We start from the raw sequence: 23,746 nt of genomic DNA on the forward strand, positions 1-23,746 counted from the left end.
TCAGGCTCTCGGCGGTACCTGGGCCAAGGCATGGATGTTCGGACGAGGAAGGGGCACGGTGGACGGCCGGTTGTATCGATGCGACGACTCTGCGTTCCTGCGTGCCGCCGCGTTGACGGAACTACCGGTGCCAGCGTGCCCTGATCTCTCTGTGGACTCTCCGAGACATGTTGCCCAGTGGCTCACGTGGCTGCGGAACGTCTGGGCGATCGACGCGGTCACCGACGCGATCGGCCACGCCAGCCCTGTGCTCGCGCAGGAAGTGCGGACGGTATTCGCGGCGGAGGCTCCCGATGCTCGACGGGTACGGCGGGCAGCGTCGTCTGTGGCTCGATACGTCCTGCGGATGACGGGCCGGGCCACCCCCTTCGGCCTGTTCGCCGGGGTGGCCCCGGCATCGTTCGGCGAGAGACTGACCTGCCGCTGGGGCGATCATCACCGCGTTGTCGCGCGTCCCAGCGGGGCTTGGCTGGCGGACGTGATCATGCCGTTGGAATCGTGCCCGGAACTCTTCCTACGACTCCACTTGGTGACCAACGCCCTGTGCCTTCAGCGCGGCGATCGATTGATCGTGCCGTATCCGTCTCGGAACTATGACCGGCGCCGCCCTCCTACGGCCGAGGTCTCAGTTCGACACACGACGGCAGTCCAGTTGGCCGTCGAAGCTGCCCGGTCGCCGATTCGGTGCGGCCAACTCGCCGCGAGACTCGCCGCGGAGTTTCCTTCGGTGTCGTTGCCATCGATCGCCGAGATGCTTGCCGACTTGGCGAAACAGCACGTCCTGATCAGCAGCCTCCGTCCGGCTTCCACGGTCGTCGACGTGCTCGGGCATGTGATCGGGCAGCTCGACGCTGCCCCGGTGGACGACATTCCGCGGGCAAGGGACCAACTGGCTCGGCTACGCCAAATCCAGGGTGAACTCACGCGGCACAACGACACTGCCGAACCTGCGACCAGGCGACGCACGCGGACCGATGCCACGTCCCGGATGAGGGATCTCAGCGCCGGGCCTGCCCCGCCGATTGCCTTGGACCTGCATCTCGACAGCCGCCTCGTTCTGCCTCGTCACGTCGCATGCGAGGCTGAAGCCGCAGCTTCCGCGCTCGCCCGGTTGACCGCCCATCCGCATGGAACACGGGCATGGCAGACGTACCACACCCGCTTCTTCGAGCGTTATGGCATCGGCACGCTCGTGCCCGTCTTGGAATTGGTGAATCCGGACGTCGGGCTCGGGCTCCCGGCCGGATATCTAGGCGCTGCGACCCAGCCTCGTCCGCGATTGTCCGAGCGTGATGAGCGAATGATGGCGCTGGCGCAGGCCGCCGTCCTCGACGGACATGACGAGGTCGTCCTAGACGAGCGGGCGCTCGAACAGCTTGCGTCGGACGAAACGCGTCAATGGTCGGCCCACCTGGAGATGTCCTTTCAGCTGCGTGCGGCATCGGTGACGGCGGCTAACGACGGTGACTTCTCCCTCGCCGTTACCGGCGTCTCCCGAGGCGCGGCCACCATGACCGGCCGGTTCATTGGCACGCTCAGCCAAGCCGACCAAGCACCTCTGAGGCGCGCGTTCGAGAAGCTTCCAACGCAAGAGGCCGATGCGCTGCCCGTCCAGCTCTCGTTTGCCCCGCTCAATGACAGCGCTGGAAACGTCAGCCGCGTCCCCGAGTTGCTGCCATACGTCCTCAGCCTGGCCGAGCACCCAACGGGAGCCAGCACGCACGTTCCGCTAGACGGCCTTGCGGTCGGCTGCGATGGCGAACGGCTCTACCTGACCTCCAGGAGTCTCGGGCGGCTTGTTGAACCGGTGGTGCCTCATGCTCTCGACCTACGGGCGCACACGCCACCGATCGCGCGTTTCCTTGCGGAGATCAGCAGAGCACAGACCGCCGTGGTCACAGGGTTCGACTGGGGCTCGGCCGGTTGCCTGCCGTTCCTGCCGCGGATTCGATACCGGCGCACGATCCTCTCGCCAGCGCGCTGGACCCTCGATGCGGCGGATCTCCCTGCGGAAGACGTCCCGTGGCCACAGTGGAAAGCCGCCTTCCAGCGGTGGAGCGCCCGTCGGCGGCTTCCTCGTGCGGTTCTGCTGGTGCAAGGGGATCGCCGGCTGCTGCTGGACTTCGCTGACCGAGGCCAACTCGCGCTGCTCCGTGCCAGCCTGCGGACGGCGAGGAGGGTGCTCCTCGATGAAGCCGCAGAATCCGATGCCTACGGATGGTGTGACGGACGCGCCCACGAAATCGTCGTCCAACTGACAGCCACCCGCGCCACGAAGGCGCGCCAGCCCATCGGCGTGCAGGTGGCCGGACGCGGCGATGGGCATGTTCCCGGAGCATCGGCCTGGCTGCTCGCCAAGCTGTACGGGTCTCCAGAGCACCAATGGGAACTGATGGCCCGGCAGGTTCCCGCCCTTCTTGCCACTTGGGATGAGCAGCCCGGCTGGTGGTTCATCCGCTACCACACCCCTGAGCCGCACGTACGCCTCCGGATCGCCTTGTCCGACGCGTCGGAGTTCGGGCCGGCTGCCGCCCGCGTAGGCACGTGGGCGCAGCAACTTCGACGCCTTGGCCTTCTGCGTGACGTCGAGTTCGCCACCTACTACCCCGAGACCGGACGCTGGGGAGTCGGACCGCTGATGGCAGCGGCAGAGGCCGTGTTCAGCGCCGACTCGCACGCTGTCATAACCCAGCTCACCGAACGGTCCGGAGCCCACCCTCAAGCCCTCACGGCTGCCCAGTTCCTGGCGATAGCCATCGCTTTCACGGGCAGTGCGGAACTCGGGGCATCATGGGTGGCGCGGCACGCGACGGCCAAGGCACCCATGCCGACACCTCGCGACGTCCTGAACGAAGCCGTGCGCCTTGCCGACCCGACGGACGACTGGGCAAGGTTGCGTGCGCTTGCCGGCGGCCGAGCCATCGTCGGCGCATGGAGATCTCGGGATCGGGCGTTGGCGGCGTACCGCGCTCTTCTTCACGAGACCGAAAGCGTCGATCCTGACGCCGTCCTTGCTTCACTGCTGCACGCCCACCACATGCGAGCTGTTGGGCTTGATCCCGACGATGAACGCACTTCTCTTCGGCTTGCCCGCGCTGCTGCCCAAGCGTGGACGGCTCGCCGCGTGAGGCGACAAGCATGATGCCGCTGAATAGGGAGGCGGCCCAAGCCGCAGCCGACGGCATCGCTGAGCGGCTCTCCTCACCTTCCGTCGTCCGCGCTATGGGACTGCGTGGCGGGTGGTGGCCCCAGTCCCTCGCGGTCGGCGCGGTCGGTGTCGCGCTGCTGCACATCGAACGTGCCTACGCCGGGCTGGGACCGTGGCAGCGGGCCCACGAGTGGCTCGACGCCGCGGCGGTCGACGGTGTCGATGCGGGCAACGGCTCCCACCTGCACTACGGGGCACCGGCGGTCGCGTTCGCCCTACACGCGGCCAGCAGAGAACTCGGCAGTTATACCCGCGCCCTGGAGACCCTCGACCGTCACATCGCCGCTGAAACGCGCCGCCGCCTGGACGCCGCACATGCCCGCATGGACGCCGGCCAGCTTCCCGCCTTGGCCGAATTTGACGCCATCCGTGGTCTGACCGGCATCGGCGCGTACCTGCGGCAGCGCGATGTGAACGGCCAGCTACTCGCCGAGACATTGGCCTACCTAATTCGGCTCACGGAACCCGTCCAGGATCACGACGAGCCGCTGCCCGGCTGGTGGACCACCCTCGCGCCCTCGGGACACCTCTCCGCCGAGTTCCCGGGCGGGCACGCGAACACCGGCATGGCGCACGGGATCGCCGGCCCACTCGCGTTACTCGCGCTGACGATGAGAGACGGCAACGCTGTGGACGGTCAGGCCGAAGCCATCATTCGCATCTGCAACTGGCTCGACCGATGGCGACAGGGCGACGCCTCCCGCCCCTGGTGGCCCTACTGGGTCACCCGTGCGCAGTTGAGCGGCGCTCAGCCGACTCCGTCGAGCCCGTCGCGCCCATCCTGGTGCTACGGAACCGCAGGCGTAGCGCGTGCACAGCAGTTGGCGGCCCTCGCCGTCGGTGACCAGGAGTGCCGGGGGATGGCTGAACGCGCCATTGTCGGCGCCCTAACCGATCCACTACAGCTCGCCGCGATAACCGATGCGTCACTGTGCCATGGCCATGCGGGCTTGTCCCATATCGCGAGCCGTTGTGCAGCTGACGCGAGTATCCCCATGTCGAGCTTCCAACCGTCGCCACTGCAAGCGCTGATCGAGGACGACACCGATGCGCAACAACTCGCCGCGGAACTCCTCCAGCCACCAGGTGGATGCTTCGGATTCCTCGAAGGGGCCGCAGGCGTTGCTCTCGTCCTCCACGCAGCATCGTCCGACTTGCCGCCCGTCTCAGGCTGGGACTCATGCCTACTGATCGCCTGACCAGTGCCTTCGAGGAAGGAATGACCATGGACACCGGCGACTGGCCGCAGGTCGTCATCGACTTCCCCGACTGGCGCACGGCAGAGGACACCGCAGTGAACGTCCTGCGCCCCGCACTGTCCGGTGCAGAAGAACACGGCCTGATCCGCCGCTGGTTCTTCATCCGCAAAGCACCGTCCTGGCGAGTTCGCTACCTCCCCGCTGACGATTCCGTCCGGACGTACTTCACGGACGTTCTGAATCGTGCGACGTCGGAGAACCGGCTCTCCGGCTGGAGGACGGGCATCTACGAGCCTGAATCAGTCGCGTTCGGCGGCGAGGCTGGCATGCGAGTCGCCCACGAGCTGTTCCATCACGACAGCCGCCACGTCCTCACGCACCTGGCGCGACCGCCGGCCAGCCGCACTCTGGGGTGCCGGGAGTTGGGCGTCCTGCTGTGCAGCGTGCTGATGCGCGCCGCCGGACAAGACTGGTACGAGCAAGGAGACGTCTGGAGACGCGTCGCCCGGCAACGTCCCATCCAGCTCGGCCGCTCCCCGTCCGCGCAGCTGAGGATGGCCGTGCACAAGCTCATGACCGTCGACGTCGGACCAGGCAGCGACCTCGTCAATGAAGGTCCTCTCGCCGACATCGCCCCCTGGATCTCGGTCTTCGAGCAGGCAGGACAACGGCTGGCCGAACTTGCCGGGCATGGAGCACTCGAACGCGGGCTGCGGGCCGTCCTGACCCACCACGTCATCTTCCAGTGGAACCGCCTTGGCCTGCCCTACATCGATCAGCACACTCTGGCTCTACTGACAAGCGAGGTAGTCATGGGAACCCTGCACGACGGCGCGTCAACGCCAGGCGCGGACGGCGGCGACCCTAGTGTCACCGAGGTGGACACCCAGACCCGCCGAACGCCCGACCTCAGCGAGGAAACCGCGACCCGTCTGCGGAACGCCCTCGTCGACAAGCTGCGCGACGAGGGGACGGTGCGCAGCGAGCGAGTCGAGGCCGCCCTCCGCGCCGTTCCCCGGCACGCGTTCGTTCCCGGCGTTCCGCTTGAGCAGGCTTACGCCGACGATGCCGTCTACACCAAGCAGGACGGTGCCGGCGTCTCGATCAGCGCCGCGTCCCAGCCGACGGTCGTCGCGATGATGCTCGAACAGCTCCAGCCGGCGCCCGGTCAGCGCGTCCTCGAACTCGGAGCCGGTACGGGATACAATGCGGCTCTTCTCGCGCACCTGGTAGGGGACGAAGGCCACATCACCACGATCGATGTTGACGAGGACATCGTCACCGGTGCCCGGAACGGCCTCGCCGCCGCCGGAACCAAGAACGTCCAAGTCCTCCTCGCCGACGGCGCGCTCGGCCATCCCGAAGGGGCACCCTACGAGCGGATCATCGCCACAGTCGGAGCGGGTGACCTGCCCCTGCCGTGGCTGGACCAACTCGCCCCCGGCGGCCGGCTCGTCGTCCCGCTGCGGCTGCGCGGAGGCGTATCCCGTTCGATCGCCTTCGATCACGGCAGCGACGACGGGCGCTGGCTAAGCCGCAACAGCCTGTTGTGCACGTTCATGCCCCTGCGGGGCATCGCCGACGACGCCGCCGCATTATCCGGGTGACCGCCGACGGAACGGTGTGCCTTCACGCCAACCGCGAGCAGGCCGTGGACGAGTCGTTGCTGAGCGGCGTCCTGGAGACCCCGCGCAGCGAGGCGTGGACAGGAGTGCTGTTCAGGGCAGACGAATCATTCGAATGGCTCGACCTTTGGCTCACGTGCGTCATGGACAACGCGTTGAGCCGGATGCCAGTCGAGCATGCGGCGATCGACGAAGGCCTGGTTCGCCCCCAGTTCGGCTGGGGCGCTATGGCGGTGACCGACAAGGGCGACCTCGCGTATCTCACCCTCCGTCCGCAGGATCCGGACGCGCCGAGCGGCAACCGCCGGATGTACGAGGTCGGGGTCATCGGTCACGGCCCGACCGGACGCGCCCTGACCAACCGTGTGGCGGACGCCATCGGTACCTGGGACCAGGACTACCGATCCCGGCCCGTCGAGTTCGAGATCGAGCCGGTCGAAGCGGCGGCGCAGGCGGTGGAGCCGGTACCCGGCCGGTTCGTCTTCGAGCGTCCGAACACACGCCTCATCATCACCTGGCAATGACACTCGCGCTGAGTCGGGCCGCACGGGCATTCCCTCTCGTCGCTCGCCCCAGGCCAGCGTGCCGGCCGCTTGAGGAACGAATCCGTGAGGTCACGGGCTTCGCGCGAACCGCAACCGGAGCGGCTGACGCCGCTGATCGGCTCGCGGCGGCTGCGGCAGCACAGAACCGTGCGGCCTTGATCGCCAGCGACTGCGGCATGCCCGAACTCGCTGGCTCCCTGTGCCGACAGCAGTTCGAGCTGTTCATGTGCGCTCGGCCGTTGACCGCACGAACGGCAAGATACGCGCTGGAACCCCTCGTCAATCTCTCACGGCTCCGGATGCGTGCTGGAAATCCGGAGGCGGCCTGTAACCAGCTCGGAAAGTTGTATCGAGCCGTTCGGATGAGGGAAGCCGCAAGGATCGACGGCCGGGAGCTCCCGCTCGGCGAGCTGACCGGTCCGGGGGACGAGCACCGCGACCTGTGCCAATGGTTATGGGGCGTCGTGCTCGCCGACGGCATCCGCGCCCTGGTCGCGGCGGGCAGGTGGGAGCAGGCGGCCGCATTCGCACAGCAGCATCGGGGTGTCGGCCGCCGGCTCCTGGACGGACGGCAGGCCGCCATCGTCAGCCAGGCGCTCGGTGGAGACCCGGAGGCAGCGTTGGCGACCCTCGAGCAAAGCACTGCCCCCGAGGCGTGGGAACAGGCCGTGGCGGCGTGCCTGACCATGTTCTGCTTGCACGCTGCCGGACACCCGCCGAGAGCCACAGACACGACTCCGGCCGAGGAGTACCTGGCCCTGGAGCCGAATCCGGGACTTGCGACCTTTCGTGTCCGCATGGCCCTTACTGCAGTCTGCCTCCGTGGCGCTGAAGAGCCCGCTTACGGCGAACCAATAGTCAGTCGCATTGTGAGTGAAGTTCTGGACGTCGAGGACGGCTACGTTGCGCGAGACCTCCTACGACATCACGATCTCAAGGGAAAGCTCACCGCAGCTCAAGAGGAACACCTTGCCTCAACTGTGCAGTCTGCCGGCCTTGGCCGAGGTGCCATACCAGAACCACTGAGTACCGAAATGTCCGCAGCGGTCGAAGAGAGTAGGCGCGCTACGGCAGAAATTCTGTATAGATCCAAGCCGCCCGGCTCCTCTAAAGATGCGCCCCTTCTTCGCTGAACCCTGCCCCCACCGGACTAGTGGCGGTAGTCGACACTTGACCCGGCGTGAGAGGTGCTCGTTAATGGGCGCTGTCGATCACGTCATTCGGTTGCGTCGCCGTACTCGGCGCAGCCGAAGAAGGGAACGGGGAAAGTGGAAAACGGAACTTGGGGCTTGTGTTCTCCCGGTGAATGGCTGCGGGGTTCGGGGCCGATGCGGTGGCGTCGGGTCTACCCCGGTCGGCCCGATCAGGTGCGTGTGGCGCGGGTGTTCGCGGCGACGCTGTTCGAGGGGACCGGCCGTGAGGAGGACGTGGCCGTGGTGGTGGCCGAACTGTCCACAAATGCGGTCCGGCACTCGCGGTCGGGCAGCGACCGGGGCTGGTTCGGCCTGGAGGTCACGCTGTCCGAGGTCGCCTACATCGCGGTGACCGACCTGGGTGGGGGCTGCGTGCCCACGATCCGGTCGGAGACGCCGGGGTGCGAGCCGCGGTTGGGCGGCTACGGCCTGCTCACGGTGTCCAAGCTGGCCCTGACGATGGGAGTGCACGGCAGTCCCGGCGACGGCTTCACCGTGTGGGCCGACATGGACCTGCGCCGCCACGCCCAGAACGGCCCGGGGCAGCAGGTGACGCTGGCGTCGTAGGGAGGGCCCAGCCTGTCGGTAGCAGGCTGGCCCCTCGGGGACAGCGTAGAAGACGCTGCTCGTACCGGAGACTCCGTCCCGCAGGCCCGCATGAGCGGGTCTGCGGGACGGGGTCGACGCGCTCCTGAACCGGCTCGCGCGGGGTGAGTGCTCGGCCTCGGGGGGCCTGCCTTCTCAGGCTTCTTCTCGGGGTTCTTTTCGATCTTCTTTTCGGGGTTCTGTCTATGAACAGAAGGTGCTGCTTACGGCGTCTGGGCAGGTCGCAGCGGGTGGTGCATATTCTGTTGGTGGCCCCGACTCGTCACCAGGACGACCCCTGGTAATAGCTAGCGATGTGGGTCTGGTTCTTCTCCGGCCTCTACCTATTTCCTCTGGTCGACTTGCCGTCCCTCCCTCTCTCATCGATACATCAGCTGCATGCCGGCCCGCCGGCGGCAGTTTAGCGCTAGACCCTTTGCGCCCGAGGTGCGAGGTCGCCGTCGCCCGTGAGTCGAAAAGGCGGGAAGAGGCGTGAAACGCCGCGCATGAGGTGCCGTCGGGCCGCGCCGCCGCGCCTTTTGGTGCACGGGACTCCGAAAAGGCGCGCGCGTGATGAGGTGCCCGGGTGTGAATTGGTGCAAATCTGCTTTACCGTCGGGCGGGTTTAGCGGGCGCGGGTGGGATTGGTTAGGTTGTTCAGCCGTTGAGGTGACTAAAAATGTGGCCGAAGGTGCTTGCCTAGTGGCGCGGCATCGAGAAATGGTCGAGCTCCCGATGAACGGGAACGGCGCCGGGAAATCGGCCGCCGGGCACACCAAATGGGAGACGAAATGGCCGCGAAGAACATCACCGGGAATGGCGCCATCGGGAACGGCGTCACAGGGACCGAGAACGCCGGAAACGGCGCCGCCGCTGTCACGGGCGGGGCGCGCCCGTCCGGTGCGGCTGGGGACGTGTGGGACGCACTGACGGGCAACCCCGGCGCGACCGTGACCGCGCTGGCCGAGGTGTCGGGTGTCAGCCGCGCCACCGTCACGCGGACGCTGACCGCCCTGGAGCGCGACGGGCGCGCCGCCCGGACGCGCGGCGGGCGGGACGGCGGGAAGCGCCAGCCCGACACCTGGCACCCGGTCACGGCCACCACCGCCGACGACACCCCGGCCACCGACCACACGCCGGACGCGTCCGCCCCGGACGCGCCGACCGGTGACGCGGACGCCACCACCGACATGCCGGTCAGCAGCGACGCGCCGACCGCCGACGACACCGCCACCGGGCAGGACGCGCCGACCGAGGCGCCCACCACCGACCAGGACACCGCCGACGCGCCGACCGGCACGGACACCGCCCCCGTCACCGCCCCCACCGGTGACGCGCCCGCCACCGAGCCCACGGACGCCGGGGACGCGGGGGCGGGGATGGACGCGGCGGCGGTGGCCGAGGCGCGGGACGCGCTGACCGCCCTGCAGGACGCCATCGGGGCGGCGTTGACCGCGCTGGACGCCGGGGACGGTGCGGGGGCGCTGTCGGCGGCCGAGGGCGCCTACAGCGGGTCGGGGTTGGTGCGGCGGCTGGTGCGCGCCGCCGCCAACGGGCGCCCGCGCACCGCGTCGGGCGCGCCGCGTTCGGCGCCGGGTGAGATGCGCGCGAAGGTCGCCGCGCATCTGACCGGGCACCGGGGCGCGGCGTTCACCCCGCACGAGATCGCCAAGGTGATCGGGCACTCGGCGGGGGCGGTGTCCAACGCCCTGGACCGGCTGACCGAGGCCGGTGAGGCCGAGCTGGTGTGTGAACGCCCCCGCCGGTTCACCGCCACCACCGGCCGCCGCGCCGGGCGCGCCGCGCGCTGATCGCCCCGCACCGACCGCCACCCGGGGGCGGGTCACCGCGCGACCCGCACCCGCCCCCGGCGTCCCGACCATTCACGCACGCCAAGGAGCCATGCCATGACCACCGTTCCCACCACCCCGACCACCACCGCGCCGACCACCGCACCGACCGCGAGCACGCCGACCGGCAGCACCCCGGCCACGTGCCCTACCGTCCCGGCGCCCGGTGGCACCGGTCGCCTCGGGTCGGGTGAGTTGCGCCGCAGGGTTGCCGCGATTCTGATCGACAGTCCGAGGGGGACGTTCACGCCGGGTGAGATCGCCCGGGCCCTGGGCCGGTCGGCGGGTGCGGTCGGTAACGCGCTCACGGTGTTGGCCGAGCGTGGGCAGGCCGAGCTGGTGGCGACCGGGCCGCGCCGCTACCGGGCCACCGCGACCACCGGCGACGCCCTCAACGGCGGTGCGCCCGCCGCCCCGACCGTGCGCCGCCTCGCCGCCGCGCCCGCGCCGAAGTCCGCCCACGCGCCGACGTCCGGCACGTCGGGCGCCTCGGGGGCGTCCGGGAAGGGCGGGAAGGCGCCGGTGGGGCCGGTGGTGCGGCCGAACGGGCAGACCTACCACCCGCGCCGGTTGGCGGACCTGCCGGACGTGGCGGCGCTGCAGCGGCTGCGTGAGGCGTCCATCCCCGCGCTGCTGTACGGGCCGCCCGGGACGGGGAAGACGTCCCTGGTCGAGGCGGCGTTCCCGGACCTGATCACGGTTGCCGGGGACGGTGACACCGCCGTCGCCGATTTCGTCGGCGAGTACACCCAGGCGCCCGGCGGCGGCTACGAGTTCGTCTACGGGCCGCTGATCACCGCGATGACCGAGGGCCGCGCCCTGCTCATCGACGACGCCACCCTCATCTCACCGAAGGTCCTCGCGGTGGTGTATCCGGCGATGGACGGGCGGCGGCAGATCACCGTCAAGGCGCACAAGGGCGAGACGATCACCGCCGCCAAAGGGTTCTACGTGGTCGCCGGTCACAACCCCGGCGTTCACGGCGCCGTGCTCACCGAGGCCCTCGCCTCACGGTTCGCCGCGCAAATCCGGGTGTCGACCGACTACGACCTCGCCCGCACGCTCGACATCGAACCGCGCGCCGTGCGCGTCGCGCGCAACCTGGCCCGCCGTCAGGAATCCGGCGAGATCGGATGGGCGCCGCAACTTCGCGAACTGATCGCCTTTCAAAAGGTGTCCGGGGTCCTGGGCCCCGAGGCGGCGGTCGCCAACCTTCTCGGCATCGCGCCCGAAGAAGACCGCGACGTGGTCGCCGAGGTCGTGTCCGCCGTCTACGGGCGCGCCGTCGCCCCGCTGGCCCTCGGCCAGCAGATCTGACCCGCACCCGCCAGCACATCACCGCACCGCGTCCGCACGCACCCGCACGGAGGAACCATGGCAACGCACGTCATCCCCACACCCGCCCCCGCCGCGCCGTCCGGCGCCGGAACGGCCACCACCGCCCCCTCCTCACCCGCCCCGGTTCCGGTGCCCGCACCGGCGCCGGTGACCGGGTTGGGCGGGGAATGGCTGCGGCTGTCGGCGGCGTTCACCGACGCCGTCACCGACCTCACCGACCGCGAAGACCTCACCGTGCAGTGCGCGCCCGGCCTCGGGCAAGGCGCGCCCGGTTGTTTCGTCCCGTCGCTGGCCACCATCGAACTGGACGGCAGGCACCTGCGCCTGGACCCGGCCACGTGCGACCCGTCCTGGCCCGCCGACCGCGACCGCTACCCCGCCATGTGGGGCGTGCTCACCCACGAGGCGGCGCACGCCACCCACACCCGCTGGGCGGTCCCGGACGGTGCGCCCGCCGCCGCAGCCGATGCCGCGATGGCGCTGGAAGAGTCGCGGATCGAGGCGGCGCAGGTACGCCGCCGCCCCGCCGACCGCCGCTGGCTGCGCGCCTCGGCCACCAGCCTCATCCTGGATGACTTCACCACCCCGCCCACCACCCCACCCGCCCCCGCCACCGGGCCCGCGCCGTCCGGCAGCGCCCCGACCGGCGCCCCGACCGGTACCTCGGCGGGTGCACCGGCGACCGCGCCGACCGGCGCGCCGACCGCGCCGCCGGTGACGACACCGCACGCGGCGATGACGCCGTGGAACGCCGGACGCGCCGCCGCGCTGATCCTGGCCCGCACCGACGCCGGAATCCTCGAACCAGCCGAAACCCGGCCTCTGGCCGAGGCCGTCCTCAACGTCCTCGGGCCGTCCCGGTTGAGCGCGCTGGCCGCGCTGTGGCACCGCGCGCACGCCACCGCCGACGACGACGCCGAGGCGATGATGGACCTGGGGCGGCGCTGGTGCCGGATCCTGGACGTCAACCCCGACCGGCCCGCACCGCCCCCGCCGCCCGGAACACCGGGTGCCTCGGGCGATCCGTCCCCGCTGGCCGAGGCGATCGGCGCCACCGTGGTCGCCGTTCACGCCACCGCCGCCATGCCCGCACCCGGATCGCCCGCCCCGGACCCGACCGACAAGCGGCGGCAGGAGAGGGACGCCCGCGAGGCCGCTGACGACGCCGCGCGCCGCGTGTTCGGTGCCAGCACCGACGCGACCGGACCGCGCGGCGGTACCCGGGCCACCTGGACGCGCCCGCCCCGCCCCGGCGAGCAGGCCGCCGCGCGGCGCCTGGCCCGCCGGTTGCGTGCCGCCGCGCACCGCGGCCGCGTCACCACCACCCGCACTTCACCCACCCCGCCCGGACGGCTGTCCATGCGGGGCGCGCTGGCCGCCGACGCCCAGCGCGCCGCCGGAACCGTCCCGACCGCCGAGCCCTTCACCCAGACGACCCGCCGTCACGTTCCCGCGCCGCCGCTGCGCATCGGCATCGCCTGCGACGTGTCCGGATCTATGAAAGCCCTGGCGCGGCCGGTCGCGTCCGCCGCCTGGATCATGGCCCGCGCCGCCGGGCACGTCCCCGACGCCGTCGCGGCCACCGTCATCTTCGGCTCCACCGTCCGCCCCATCGTCCACCCCGGGCACGCCCCGAACGCCGTGACCGACTTCGCCGCGAACGACTCCCGCGAAGACTTCGTCCAGGCCGTCGACGCCCTCGACTCGGCCGTCGAGTTGACCCGCCCCGGCGCCGCCCGCCTGCTGGTCATCGTCTCCGACGGCAAGTTCAAGAAGGACCAGCCCAAAGACGGCCAGAAACGCCTCGACCGGCTCACCGCATCCGGATGCGCCGTGCTATGGCTGGCCCTGACCGACGACGCGCGGGTCATGAACGGTGCGCACCCGATCACCCTGACCGACCCCGCCGCAGCCGCGGACGCCATCGGCACCGCCGCCGCCCGCGCCCTACGCAACGCCTGACCACCCCGCCCGATGCGCCCCGGCGTGGGCGCACCGGGCCCGCAGCCGTACCCGCCAACCCGCTACCACGCGCCCCGTGACCGCCTGTCCTGCACGGAAGGCGGCGGCGCTGGCATCGCCAAGAAAGCTCCAACACCGACAGGAGAGCCGCACCGTGAACCGCATGGAGTCCTACATTCGTGACCGCCACGACGACGCCCACCAGCGGCGTTGCGAGGCAGAGGCGAAGATGCTCGCCGGCCTCGACGAAGGAGAGGACATCGCCGCCGCCGTTGCTGCCGTCGCCGCCGCCCGCGCCACCGCGTCCTGGTGGGACGAGCCGGTCACCGGCATCGACCACGAGGGCCTGGACCCCGTCGAGGCGCTGTGGCGCGCCCGCGACACCGCCCGCCGTGAGTTGACCGACCACAGCATCCCGCGCCACGCCGACCCGTTCGCCCAAGGCTTCGCCGTCGCGTTCATCGAGGCCGCCCGCACCTTCTACCGCGACACCGCGCACCTGGACGCCCTCACCACCCGCACCGAAAGGACCCACTCGTGAGCAACCTTTCAGCAGCCGTCACCCGGCCCGAGGCGACCGGCGCATGCCTGGTCTTCGAGTTGTGCGCCCTCATCGACGCCACCGCCAAACTCGACGAGAAGCCCCGTGACCGGCTGCAGGCGGTGCATGAGTTGGTCGCGGTCGCCTACCGCGTCGCTGAGGCGGCCGAGCCGATCCTGGACAACGAGGCCGCGCTGCTCACCGCCCTGCGCGAGGCCGCGACGGCCCGCCCGCCGATCCCCGAGTCCTGCCCCGGCTGCCAGAAGATGGACGGTGGCCGGTGCGGACACCACGCCGGAAGCACCGACGTCGCCGAGACCTACCACGAACTCGGCCACGCCCTCAGCGGCCCCGCCTACGGCCCCTCGTGCGGACCTTCCCGCCCTGACGGCCTGGCACCGGCAGCCGCCGCCGACCGGCCCTCACAATGACCAACTGACGAAGAGGCGTGATGACCGCGACCGTTCCGCTTCGGCGCGCGAGATCAAGGCGTACTGGGTGAAGATGGCGCAGGGCTCTGGGCGCGGGCGATGATCTGCTTGACCTTGCGCCGATCGATGCCGTGCTTGTCGGCCAGGTACCGCTGCGACAGCGGACGCCCCGGCCCGTTCAGGCTCGCCAGATACTCCGCCAGCACGGCCTGCTCCGGCGTCTGCTCCACTTCGGCGCACGCGGCCTCGGCCCGCTCCGTTGCGGTGCGCCCGCCCGCCTCACCCGGCGAGGACGGGCGCGCGTGGCGAGTGAGAGTCATCAACAACTCGAACGAGCCGACCAGCGCCAGCGCGGGCCACGCGCTGACCAGCGCGCCGATGGGGCCGTGCGCGGCGCCGTGCGCCACGTTGGCGCCGACGGTGGCGCAGATGCCCGCCGCCAGGCTCCACCCGGCCAGCGCCGGGATAGGCCGGTCGCGGCGGCTGGCGTCCAGGATCACCATCGACGCCGCCCAGATCAGCCCATCCACCGTAAACGGAACCAGCCGCGCCGTAACCCCGGCCTCGCCATAGGAGCGGACCAGGTCGAGCATGTGCGCGTAGGAGATGAGCGCGGCCACAGCGGCGACCGTCACCACCGCCAGCGCCGTGGTCGCCCGGATGAGGCGGTCGGTCACCGGCCGGCTCCTCTCGCCCTAGTCTCTACTCTCCGGTGCGCGGTGGGTCGGGTGAAGCCGAGCAGGGTGGAGCGGCGGTAGGACTGGACCTGCACCACGGTCCCCGTATGCGGCGCGGCGATCATCTTCCCGCCGCCCACCACCAGGCCGACATGCCCTGGATTGTTGGCGGCGGTGCCGGGACCGGAGTCGAAGAAGACCAGATCACCTGGCTGTTCTCGGCCGTGCGGGACGCGGGGGCCCTGCCGCCACTGCGCACCGGACACGCGCGGGATGTCGACTCCGGCGGCACGGTAGGCGGCATAGGTCAGCCCAGAGCAGTCGAAAGCGCCCGGCCCGGTGGCACCCCACACATAGGGTTTGCCGAGTTGCGCGCGGGCGTAGGCGATCGCTTCCGCGGCAGCCTTGCCGGGAGGCAGCGCCGCAGAGAAGGCGCTGGCGGCGCACTCGGCTGGACTCGTCTCGGCATGAGCCCCGCCTTGGGCGTAGGCGCGGGCTTGGCGGAGGACCTTGTCCACGTAGGCGCGCGAGTGGTTGTACTGGAACAGCGCGGCCCGGACGCGTTCGGGTGCGCCGCCGTGCTTGAGGTAGCGGGCGGCGGCCGGGATTGCGTCGGCCGGGTCGTAGACGTCTCTGCGGCCGTCGTGGTCGCCGTCGACTCCGAAGGCGGCCCAGGTGGCGGGCATGAATTGCATGGGTCCGGCGGCTCCAGCAGGGTTGCGGCCTGAGGAGATGCCGGGGCCGGTGCCGCGCCCGTGGTCGGACTCGACTTTCCCGACGCCCGCCAACAGGTGCCACTCGATCCCGTATCTGCTCCCGGCCGCGTGGTAGAGCCTCAGATAGGCGGTCGGGATGTCGCTGACGGACTCGCCGGCAGCGGGCTGGCAGGCCCCGCTTTGGGACCCGGATCCGGGGAGGATCGCGCTGAGGACGGCGACGAGCACCGCGACCAGGCCGAGCAGCGCGGCGGCCGCTCCGACCACCAGCGGCATCAGCCGCTCTCCGACTCGTGCCGGGGCACCGTTCCCCAGAAGGTGGCCAGGTCGGCGAGCCGGAGCCTGCGGCCGGTGGTCCCGGCGGGCAGCCACACGGGCCCGGCGGGGCCGTCGGGCGAGGCGGCGGGGGTGTGGACGGCGGTGGCGACCGGAACCTCGGGAGCGCCGAGCAGGGCCCGAAGGTTGGCTTCCCGTTTGGGGCTGGGGAGCCAGATCAGGACGGGTGTGGTGGTGCCGGTGGCTTCGGCGAGGTCGGCGTAGCCGCCGAGTTTGCGGGCGACGCGGGCGAGGGTTTCGGTGCCGGTGTCGTGCTCGAGGAAGAAGTCCACCGTCGTTGCGGTGCTGCCGGGGCCGGGCTCGGTCCAGCGGCCGAAGGCGTCCGGGCGGGCCAGGTCACCCCAGTGCGCGGCGCAGCGGTGCTCGGACCACCATTGGTCCAGGGCCGTCCCGTCGCTACGTTGTCGGGCGTGGGAGTGCAGGCGGACGAAGAAGTCGTTGACGCCGACCTGATGGGCCAGGCGAGGCGAGACGGCGATGCCGGTCGCGGCATCTTGCCGGTATCCGAACTCGCTCAAGGTCTGGCCGTGCTGGACCGCCAGCACGTGCGCTCCAGCGGGTCCGAGCACCCAGTGCCAGGGCCCGGACCCGACCGGCATCCAGGTCCGGAACCGCAGCAGCGCATGCAGCCGGTGGAGCTGGTTGAGGCGCTGGCGGGCACGCTCAGGGCTCGGGAAGAACAGGGCGGTGAGCTGCCCGGTGGTCAGCACGCGGTGCTCCCACACCAGGGCGAGCAGTTCCCGGTCCCGGCCGGTGAGCCGGTAGGCGACCTCGGCCACCAGCTCGGCGGTCATCCGGGGCGGCCGGATCTGCGTGCCGCGCTGCCTTATGGACGTCTTCGGCCGCCGGGTCACGACTCCACCTCGACATCCGCACCGTTCGCCGGGCCTTCCGCCGCGCGGTCTTCTGGGCCGCCGGTCTCGGCCGGCGTGGACGAGGCTCCGGCCAGGTCCCGCAGCCCAACGGCGGGGATGAGGCGTTTGCTGCGTCCGGCGGCGTATTGCTCGCGGGAGGCGCGGCGGACGGCTGCGGCGCGTCCGGGGACCGGGTCGGGGAGCGGGCGGGTGCGGAAGGTGAATGCCGGGGTCGGGGCGTTCCCGTCCATCAACCGCGCCGCCGCCTGGTAGGCGCCCAGGTGGGACAGGTCGTGCGGGGCGAGCAGGGGTGCGGTGTGGCGGGCCAGGTCGGTGGCGTCTTCGGGTGAGGCGGCGAAGTAGATCTTGTTGCGTGCATCGGCCGAGACCGCGTCGCGCAGGTCTTTGGGGAGCTGGGACAGGTGCTGGTGGGCCAGGGTGAGGCTGAACCGGTAGGCGCGGGCCTCGGCGAGGATGTCGGAGATGGAGCCGGGCAGGTTGAGGAAGTTGTGCGCCTCGTCGATGTAGGCGGAGGCGTCGCGCCGCTCGCCCTCGTGCTGGGTGGCGCGCGGGGTGATGGCCTGCCAGGTGTGCGCCAGCAGTAGCGACCCGAACAGGCGGACGGCGTCCTCACCGAGCACGCCCTTGGGCAGCCGCGCCAAGACCAGCCCGCCGGAGCCGAGCATGCCGCCCAGATCGAGGGTGGAGGCGCCGCCCGACAAGGTGTGGCGGACGAACGGCCGCAGCAGTACCGCGCGGAGTTTGTTCATCACCGGCCCGATTACCGACGCCCGTGCGGCCGGGGTCAGCTCGTCGTAGGAGGCCCAGAACCCGCGCAGCAGTTCGTCGTCCAGGCGTGCGGTGACGCGGGTCCGGTAGGGGGTGTCGGTGAGCAGGCGGGGGATGTCGGCCAGGGTGGCGCGGGTGCCGTTGACGCGGGTGAGGGTCAGGCACGCCGAGCGCAGCAGGTCGTCCAGGCGCGGCCCCCAGGACGAGGAGAAGCAGCGGCGGAAGGTGGTGACGATCGACTCGGCCGCGAACGCCGGATCACCTCCCGCCAGCACGTTCAGGCACGGTGGGCGGCCACGGTCGGCCGGGTCGAACACCACCGTCTGCCCGACCGCCCGCTCGGGGAGGCGGTCCAGGATGTCGGCGACCAGGTCGCCTTTGGGGTCGATGACCAGCGCGCCGCGCCCCGCGGCGGCGTCGGACAGGATGAGGTTGGCCAGGAAGGTGGACTTGCCGACGCCGGTCTGCCCGAGCACGTGCAGGTGCTGGCGGGCGCCGGCGACGGTCAGCCCGACCGGCCGCGGCGCCCCGGCCTCGGAGTCACCGAGCACGCGGACCCCGGGCCCGGCCACCGGGACGGCGGGCGATGGGGCGATGGGGCGGGCACCGGCACGGGTGACACCGGGCGCGGCCAGGTCGTAGGGCAGGTGCGCGAGCGCCACCAGTTCCGGCACCGACAGCAGGTAGCCGCGGTGCAGGTGCCGTGACTCCAGCCGGGCGGCGGGGCGGCGGAGGCGCCTGCGGCGCAGGCGCTGGTGGCCGGAGGTGAACAGCGCGAACGTGGACGCGACTTCGTGGGCGTGCGCGCGCAGCCACCCGGCTTCAGCTTGGTCGGGGTGGCGGGTGGCGACGCCGTAGCGGATCTGGACCTCGAAGCGCGGCTGGGCGGCCTTGCCAAGGACGGCGCGGACTTGTTCGGCGCGTTCGGGGTGCAGGCGGGTGAGTTCGCTGGGGTTGTGGTGCCCGGACATGCCGGGGGTGACCAGGTCGAACAGGAGGCTCTGGGGTGCGGTGGAGCGGCCCCCGCGCAGGGCTGATGCGGCCCGGTGGGCCTTGCCGAGGCGGCGGCCGGTGGCGGGGCGGGCCAGGATCTGCACGGCCAGGTGTTCGCCTTCGGCGAGGCCGGATGCAGTGCCGAGCAGCCCGCGCAGCGGGTCGGTGTCGTGGTCGCTGGTGAGCGGGAAGTGCTCGGGTCGGGCCAGTACCAGTCGTCCGCCCGCCGCCTGGTACTCCGGGTCGAGGGGGAGTGGTGGTGTGGCGGGGTGGGTGGTGAGGGTGGCGCCGGGCCAGGACGCCCGGATGGTCTTCTCCACGATTCCGGGCGGGATGGTGCCGGGCGCCCAGATGTGGAAGCGGACGCCGTTGTGGTCGGTCCGGTATTCGAAGGCCAGGTGCGGTTGCCCGAAGAGCAGCCGCTTCCAACGCGGGTGGGTGAGGCCGATGAGGCGGGTCCACCAGGCGGCGGAGCTGGCCGGCTCCACCTTCGGCGGCACCGCCACCTCGATCAACCGGGCGCCCGGGGCGAGCCGGCTGTTGCGCCAGTCCCACAGCACCCACCGGACACTCGCCCACGCGGCGGCCGCACCGAGAACACTCAGCACGGCAACGGGCCCGTACTCCGTGGCGGCGTCGATGAGCCGGTGCGGGGCGTGACCGAGGTCGGACAGCAGCCCGTACAGGCCCGTGCCGCCGCCAGAGTCGTGGACCAGGGCAGCGTCCTGGAGCAGAAGCGTGTGAGTCATCGGTGTTCGGCCTCCGTTTCCGTGGCTGCGATGCCGCCGTCCTTGCAAGCGTGGGCGGCGAGTTCAGCCGGGTCGGTGGTGACGAGCTGGTGTTCGTGGCCGCTGGCGATGGCGGTGAAGGCGACCCGGTCGGATCCGGCGCCGGTTCCGCACAGCAGGCCGTGGCCGCGGTCGGCCGCGAGTAGGAAGGTCTTCTCGCCGTCGGTGAGGTCGAAGGCGTCGGCGATCTGGTCGATGGCCTGGGGTGCTTGGCGGATCAGGATCTGGGTGGCGGAGTTGGTGATCACCGCCCGCCCCAGATCCGAGCCGAGCAGGTCTCCGGCGTCCTGGGTGACCACCGCTAGGCCCGCCCAGTGCTTGCGGGCGGACTTGGCCAGCCGGTATAGGAACCGGGCGCCCTCGTCTTCACGCATGAGCATCCACGCCTCATCGACCACGACCAGGCGGCGGCGCCGGTCGGCCGGGTCGGCGACTTGCCGCCAGATCGCGTCCAGGGCCAGGAGCATCCCGACGGGGCGGGTCTCCTCGGGCAGGTCGCGCAGTGAGAACACCACCAGGTGCCCGCCGGGGCGGGTGGTGGTGGGTCCGGCGAACAGGCTCCGGTAGGACCCGGTGACGTACGGTGCGAGCCGTGCCGACAGATTGGCCGCCTCGGCCGAGCCATCGGTGCCGGCGCGGTCGAGTTCGTCGGCCAGGTCGGCCAGCAGCGGGGCGCGGCGCTTCCAGGTGCGCGGGTCGGAGGTGATCCCGGCCGCCTTGTAGGCGGCGAGCACGGCCCGGTCCAGCACCGCCCGCGCCGCCGGGGCCAGCGGTTCGCCGAGCATCGCCCCGATCAGCGTATGGACGAACAGCGCCCGCCGGATCAGCGTGTCCTCGCCTTGCCCTTCGGGCAGGTCGAAGGGGTTGAAGCACACGCCGGGCGCGCCCAGCGGGATGTGGGTGCCGCCGACCGCGCAGGCAAGGCGCTGGTATTCGTCTTCGGGGTCGATGACGGCGACGTGGACGCCTTGGTAGAGCAGGCGGAGGGTTTCGAGTTTGGTGAAGTAGGACTTGCCGGCCCCGGAGCGGGCGAGGGTGACGGAGTTGTAGTTGTCCTGGGCGAACCGGTCCCACACCACCACTCCCGAGGAGTAGGCGTTCAGCCCGTACAGCACCGGCGTGTCACCCAGCACCGGCTGCAGGTCGGGTGAGGTGAAGGGGAACGCGGCGGCGAGCGCGGCGGTGTCGAACACCCGCCGCGCCCGCACACTGTCATGGGCGAGGGGGAGGGTGGTGGTCCAGCCTTGCAGGGCGCGGAAGGTGGTGGGCTGGGCGTCCAGTAGCAGCGATGCGGCCAGTGCCCGCACCCGCTGCACCTCCGCGTCGAGTTCTGCGTCGTCTCCGGCGTGGACGGTCAGGTACAGCCCGACCCGGAAGAGTCGGCCGTGTCCTCGGGCGAGGGAGGCGGCGAGTTCGGCGGCGTCGTCGGCGGCGGCCTCTGCCGCGAAGTCGGCCAGCCGGCCGTGCTGGGCGTTCGCGCGGGACGACGATTCGAGCCGGGCGAGTTGGCGGCGCAGCCGCTGCGCGGCCACCAGCGGCGGTACCGGCTCAACGTGCAAGGACACGTCGAGGCGGCCGGGGTAGGTCAGCAGCGGCTCCAGCCAGCCCGCGCCGACCTCCCGCGGATACCCGGTCACTGCGAACGAGGCGCACACCCCGCCCGGCAACTCCACCGACCGCGCCCGCACCCGCAGTCCCGACGGCCCGAACATGCCTGACAAATCACCATCGGTCCTGTGGTCTCGACCGGCCCCATTGCGCCCCTGAACACGGGCAACGATCTTGCGCATCACGCCTCCTGCCCCATGGTGATGAGGTCGTCCGGTGCAGCGTTATCCACAGGCCGGGGCTCGCCTGGGGACAGCGACTCGGCCAGTGCCGCGACGCAGGACCGGCTGTCGAGTACCTCGGCCGCGACACCGAGCGCGGCGAGCGACTGCACGGCCTCGGCGGCTCGCCGCACCACTACCTCGGCGCTGGCGTCTCGCCCGATCCGCTGCCGGCCCTTGCCCCACGGTGCGGAGGCGGACGCGGCCGGGGTGGTGGTGAACACGATCAGGACGTGCCGGACCAGTAGGCCGTGGGCGGCGCCGATCTCGGACAGGAATGCGGCATGCTCGCCGGCCGCCTGCTCCAGCGCCGGATCAGGCAGGCCGGTCGCGTGCTCGGTGATGTGGTCGGCCAGGCCTGTCAGGTCGACCGGGCGGGCCTGGACCAGGATCTGCACGGGGGTGTCCAGCGAGTTGAGCCACCGCCCGAACCCGGCGACCAGGCCCGCCTGCTCACCCGGCGTGCGCAGCCCGAACGCCACCGTCCCGGCCCGCACCATCGCGGCCACCCCGCCGCCGGTCAGTTCCATGGCGCCGTCCTGGCGGACGGCCCGGACCGGGAGCCGCAGTGGGGCGGGCAGCCGTCCCCGCATCCGGCACCACGACGGCGGCGCCTGCACCGCACCTTCGGTGGTGACTCGTGCCTTCGGCGCGCGCAGGTGGGCGAGAGCGGTGACCAGGTAGCGGTCCAGGCTCATCCCGTCCCGGCGGGCGACCGCCAGCACGACCCCGCCTGCCGCGACGGGGATCAGTACCGCCACCAGGACTGGGAACGGCACCAGCGCCTGGAAGGTGAGCAGCAACCACAACACGACGGCGGCGGTGCCGCCAAGGATGGCCAGCTGCCGGGCGGTCAGCCCGTAGAGGATCTTGTCGGGCTGGTCGACGTCGGCGGGGATCTTCACACTCATCGGCTGCTCATGCGAGTGGCTGTTCATGTGCGCCTCCTGCGTTTGGGCGGCTCGGTCCACAAGGTCAGCTGCCGGTGCGGCACCGGCCGCCGCGGCATCCCCGGCAACATCAAGTGGCCCGACCGCGGACGAGGCCGCGCCGGTTCTCCAGTCGGCCTAAAGCGTGTTGGCGGAGGCGTGCGCGTTGCCGGGATGGGCAGCGCAAGCTGCACCGGCCGCCGTCTCCGGGGCCGCGCCGGGATCGGGAGCGCGAGCTGCATCGAACGTCCACCTCCAGGAACAGGGCCCGATTCCGGGCCGGCAGGGTCGACGGGAGAACCGGGCGAGGGCGGTTCAGGGGGCGGCGGTGGCCCGGCGGGCAGCGCCAGCCGATGACGCGGCGCCGGCAGCTCCAGCTGCCTCGGCGGCACAGGCGGGGGCGGTGGTACGGGAGGCGGGTGCTGGCGCCGTATCGGGGCGACGACGCGGCGCCGGTTGCCGAACAGAGCGCCCAGCCCCCGGTAGAGGATCAGGCTGCGCAGCAGACCGCCGAGCATGCGCGGCTGCGCCGGACGCCAGATGGTGCGCGCCACCCAGGACGGAATCCGCAGCATCACCCACAGCAAGCACGCCGCCAGCAGCAGATCGGTCACGTCGTTATGCGACGGGATACCGAGGAGATGGTCCCCGCTGTCGCCGGTTTCGGAGAACATCAGCCGGAACGCGGTCGCCAGCACCAGCGACTGGCACACCTGGATCGCCAAGATCCCGCTGATCCCGCGCCACCACAGCCGCGCCAGCCCGTCCGTCACCGGCAGGGCGTGGAACATCAACGCCAAAGGCGCCGCGGCGATCAGCACCATCGTGATCGCCAGCCGGATGATGTAGATGAAAGCCACGCACAGCGCCAGCACCACCACGCCCAGCCCCAGGAACGCGGTGAACGGCTGCCCCGGCACCAGATTCGCCGCCACGAAACCGGCCACCACATCGGCGACCACACTCGGATCAACCGATTCGGCGCCCGCGTCCAAGAACGCCCCGGCCAGCCCGTTAGCGAACCCGACCCCGTATCCGATCAGGACCAGGCTGAGGTTGGAGGCCAGGAACGCCCCCACGATCCGTACCGCGAGTTGCCCGGGGGTGAGCTCGGCGCCGGGCAGGCTGTGCCCGGCCATCAACCACACCCCACCGGCGGTGATGAGCAGCACGTAGCAGGTGTTGGCGATCGTCTGCGACACGCCCCACAGATCCCGCGCCCGCGCCATCTCCGCCGAGTCCACCTCCGGCGTGCCCAGCACCGTGTCGCGCAGCAACCCGAAGACCGGCTTGGCAGCCGACGACACCAGGTCGGTGAACCAGCCGTTCACCGCACGCTTGGCCATACAACTCACATC

General features: G+C 71.2%; 19 protein-coding genes. 11 read left to right on the plus strand and 8 right to left on the minus strand.

From position 1 onward, the window contains the following. The first annotated feature begins 58 nt into the window (after positions 1–58). From ACQP1N_RS04445 to ACQP1N_RS04475, 7 genes are all read left to right on the plus strand, one after another. Positions 59–3,142: a lantibiotic dehydratase gene (locus ACQP1N_RS04445; protein WP_433229274.1), complete on the plus strand. Its 3,084-nt coding sequence runs from the start codon at positions 59–61 to the stop codon at positions 3,140–3,142. After that, positions 3,139–4,407, plus strand: coding sequence for a lanthionine synthetase C family protein (locus ACQP1N_RS04450; RefSeq protein WP_433229276.1), 1,269 nt, complete (start codon positions 3,139–3,141; stop codon positions 4,405–4,407). Before ACQP1N_RS04445 ends, ACQP1N_RS04450 begins: the two co-directional genes overlap by 4 nt. Beyond that, positions 4,389–6,014, plus strand: a complete 1,626-nt coding sequence (gene fxlM, locus ACQP1N_RS04455; RefSeq protein ID WP_433229278.1) for a methyltransferase, FxLD system — start codon at positions 4,389–4,391, stop codon at positions 6,012–6,014. The genes ACQP1N_RS04450 and fxlM overlap by 19 nt, the downstream gene beginning before the upstream one ends. Then, positions 6,011–6,556 (plus strand): hypothetical protein, encoded by a 546-nt coding sequence (locus tag ACQP1N_RS04460; protein ID WP_433229280.1) that lies wholly within the window; start codon positions 6,011–6,013, stop codon positions 6,554–6,556. The genes fxlM and ACQP1N_RS04460 overlap by 4 nt, the downstream gene beginning before the upstream one ends. Positions 6,557–6,732: 176 nt before the next feature. After that, complete coding sequence (locus tag ACQP1N_RS04465; RefSeq protein ID WP_433229281.1) at positions 6,733–7,710, plus strand: hypothetical protein; 978 nt, start codon at positions 6,733–6,735, stop codon at positions 7,708–7,710. A gap of 195 nt (positions 7,711–7,905) precedes the next feature. Next, positions 7,906–8,337: an ATP-binding protein gene (locus ACQP1N_RS04470; RefSeq protein ID WP_433229282.1), complete on the plus strand. Its 432-nt coding sequence runs from the start codon at positions 7,906–7,908 to the stop codon at positions 8,335–8,337. Between the two features lie 809 nt (positions 8,338–9,146). Then, complete coding sequence (locus ACQP1N_RS04475; protein ID WP_433229284.1) at positions 9,147–10,166, plus strand: winged helix-turn-helix transcriptional regulator; 1,020 nt, start codon at positions 9,147–9,149, stop codon at positions 10,164–10,166. A 32-nt stretch (positions 10,167–10,198) separates the two neighbouring features. Here the strand turns inward: ACQP1N_RS04475 and ACQP1N_RS04480 are convergent, their stop codons facing one another. Further along, positions 10,199–10,348, minus strand: coding sequence for a hypothetical protein (locus tag ACQP1N_RS04480; RefSeq protein ID WP_433229286.1), 150 nt, complete (start codon positions 10,346–10,348; stop codon positions 10,199–10,201). Between the two features lie 166 nt (positions 10,349–10,514). Between ACQP1N_RS04480 and ACQP1N_RS04485 the strand changes: the two genes are divergently transcribed. The 4 genes from ACQP1N_RS04485 (at position 10,515) to ACQP1N_RS04500 (ending at position 14,477) form a co-directional block, all read left to right on the plus strand. Beyond that, a complete protein-coding gene (locus ACQP1N_RS04485) occupies positions 10,515–11,522 on the plus strand; it encodes an AAA family ATPase (RefSeq protein WP_433229288.1) in 1,008 nt (335 codons plus the stop codon). 57 nt (positions 11,523–11,579) lie between these two features. Beyond that, positions 11,580–13,505 carry a hypothetical protein gene (locus ACQP1N_RS04490; RefSeq protein WP_433229290.1) on the plus strand — a complete coding sequence of 642 codons (1,926 nt, stop codon included), beginning with the start codon at positions 11,580–11,582 and terminating at the stop codon, positions 13,503–13,505. 163 nt (positions 13,506–13,668) lie between these two features. After that, the gene (locus tag ACQP1N_RS04495) at positions 13,669–14,046 is read left to right on the plus strand and encodes a hypothetical protein (protein ID WP_433229291.1); all 378 of its coding nucleotides are present in this window, start codon (positions 13,669–13,671) and stop codon (positions 14,044–14,046) included. Beyond that, positions 14,043–14,477 (plus strand): hypothetical protein, encoded by a 435-nt coding sequence (locus tag ACQP1N_RS04500; protein ID WP_433229292.1) that lies wholly within the window; start codon positions 14,043–14,045, stop codon positions 14,475–14,477. The genes ACQP1N_RS04495 and ACQP1N_RS04500 overlap by 4 nt, the downstream gene beginning before the upstream one ends. 53 nt (positions 14,478–14,530) lie before the next feature. Here the strand turns inward: ACQP1N_RS04500 and ACQP1N_RS04505 are convergent, their stop codons facing one another. The 7 genes from ACQP1N_RS04505 to ACQP1N_RS04535 form a co-directional block, all read right to left on the minus strand. After that, on the minus strand, positions 14,531–15,154 hold the full coding sequence (locus ACQP1N_RS04505; protein WP_433229294.1) for a DUF2637 domain-containing protein: 624 nt from the start codon (positions 15,152–15,154) through the stop codon (positions 14,531–14,533). Then, the gene (locus tag ACQP1N_RS04510; RefSeq protein WP_433229295.1) at positions 15,151–16,146 is read right to left on the minus strand and encodes an NlpC/P60 family protein; all 996 of its coding nucleotides are present in this window, start codon (positions 16,144–16,146) and stop codon (positions 15,151–15,153) included. Before ACQP1N_RS04510 ends, ACQP1N_RS04505 begins: the two co-directional genes overlap by 4 nt. Then, positions 16,146–17,060, minus strand: coding sequence for a replication-relaxation family protein (locus ACQP1N_RS04515; protein ID WP_433229297.1), 915 nt, complete (start codon positions 17,058–17,060; stop codon positions 16,146–16,148). Before ACQP1N_RS04515 ends, ACQP1N_RS04510 begins: the two co-directional genes overlap by 1 nt. Next, the gene (locus ACQP1N_RS04520) at positions 17,057–19,591 is read right to left on the minus strand and encodes a type IV secretory system conjugative DNA transfer family protein (protein WP_433229298.1); all 2,535 of its coding nucleotides are present in this window, start codon (positions 19,589–19,591) and stop codon (positions 17,057–17,059) included. The genes ACQP1N_RS04515 and ACQP1N_RS04520 overlap by 4 nt, the downstream gene beginning before the upstream one ends. Then, positions 19,588–21,342 carry a VirB4 family type IV secretion system protein gene (locus ACQP1N_RS04525; RefSeq protein WP_433229299.1) on the minus strand — a complete coding sequence of 585 codons (1,755 nt, stop codon included), beginning with the start codon at positions 21,340–21,342 and terminating at the stop codon, positions 19,588–19,590. Before ACQP1N_RS04525 ends, ACQP1N_RS04520 begins: the two co-directional genes overlap by 4 nt. A 77-nt stretch (positions 21,343–21,419) precedes the next feature. Continuing rightward, positions 21,420–22,397: a PrgI family protein gene (locus tag ACQP1N_RS04530; protein ID WP_433229301.1), complete on the minus strand. Its 978-nt coding sequence runs from the start codon at positions 22,395–22,397 to the stop codon at positions 21,420–21,422. Then, positions 22,394–23,734 carry a hypothetical protein gene (locus tag ACQP1N_RS04535; RefSeq protein WP_433229302.1) on the minus strand — a complete coding sequence of 447 codons (1,341 nt, stop codon included), beginning with the start codon at positions 23,732–23,734 and terminating at the stop codon, positions 22,394–22,396. The genes ACQP1N_RS04530 and ACQP1N_RS04535 overlap by 4 nt, the downstream gene beginning before the upstream one ends. Positions 23,735–23,746: the final 12 nt, after the last annotated feature.

It is taken from the genome of Actinomadura formosensis, from assembly GCF_050948385.1.
Lineage (GTDB): Bacteria > Actinomycetota > Actinomycetes > Streptosporangiales > Streptosporangiaceae > Spirillospora > Spirillospora formosensis.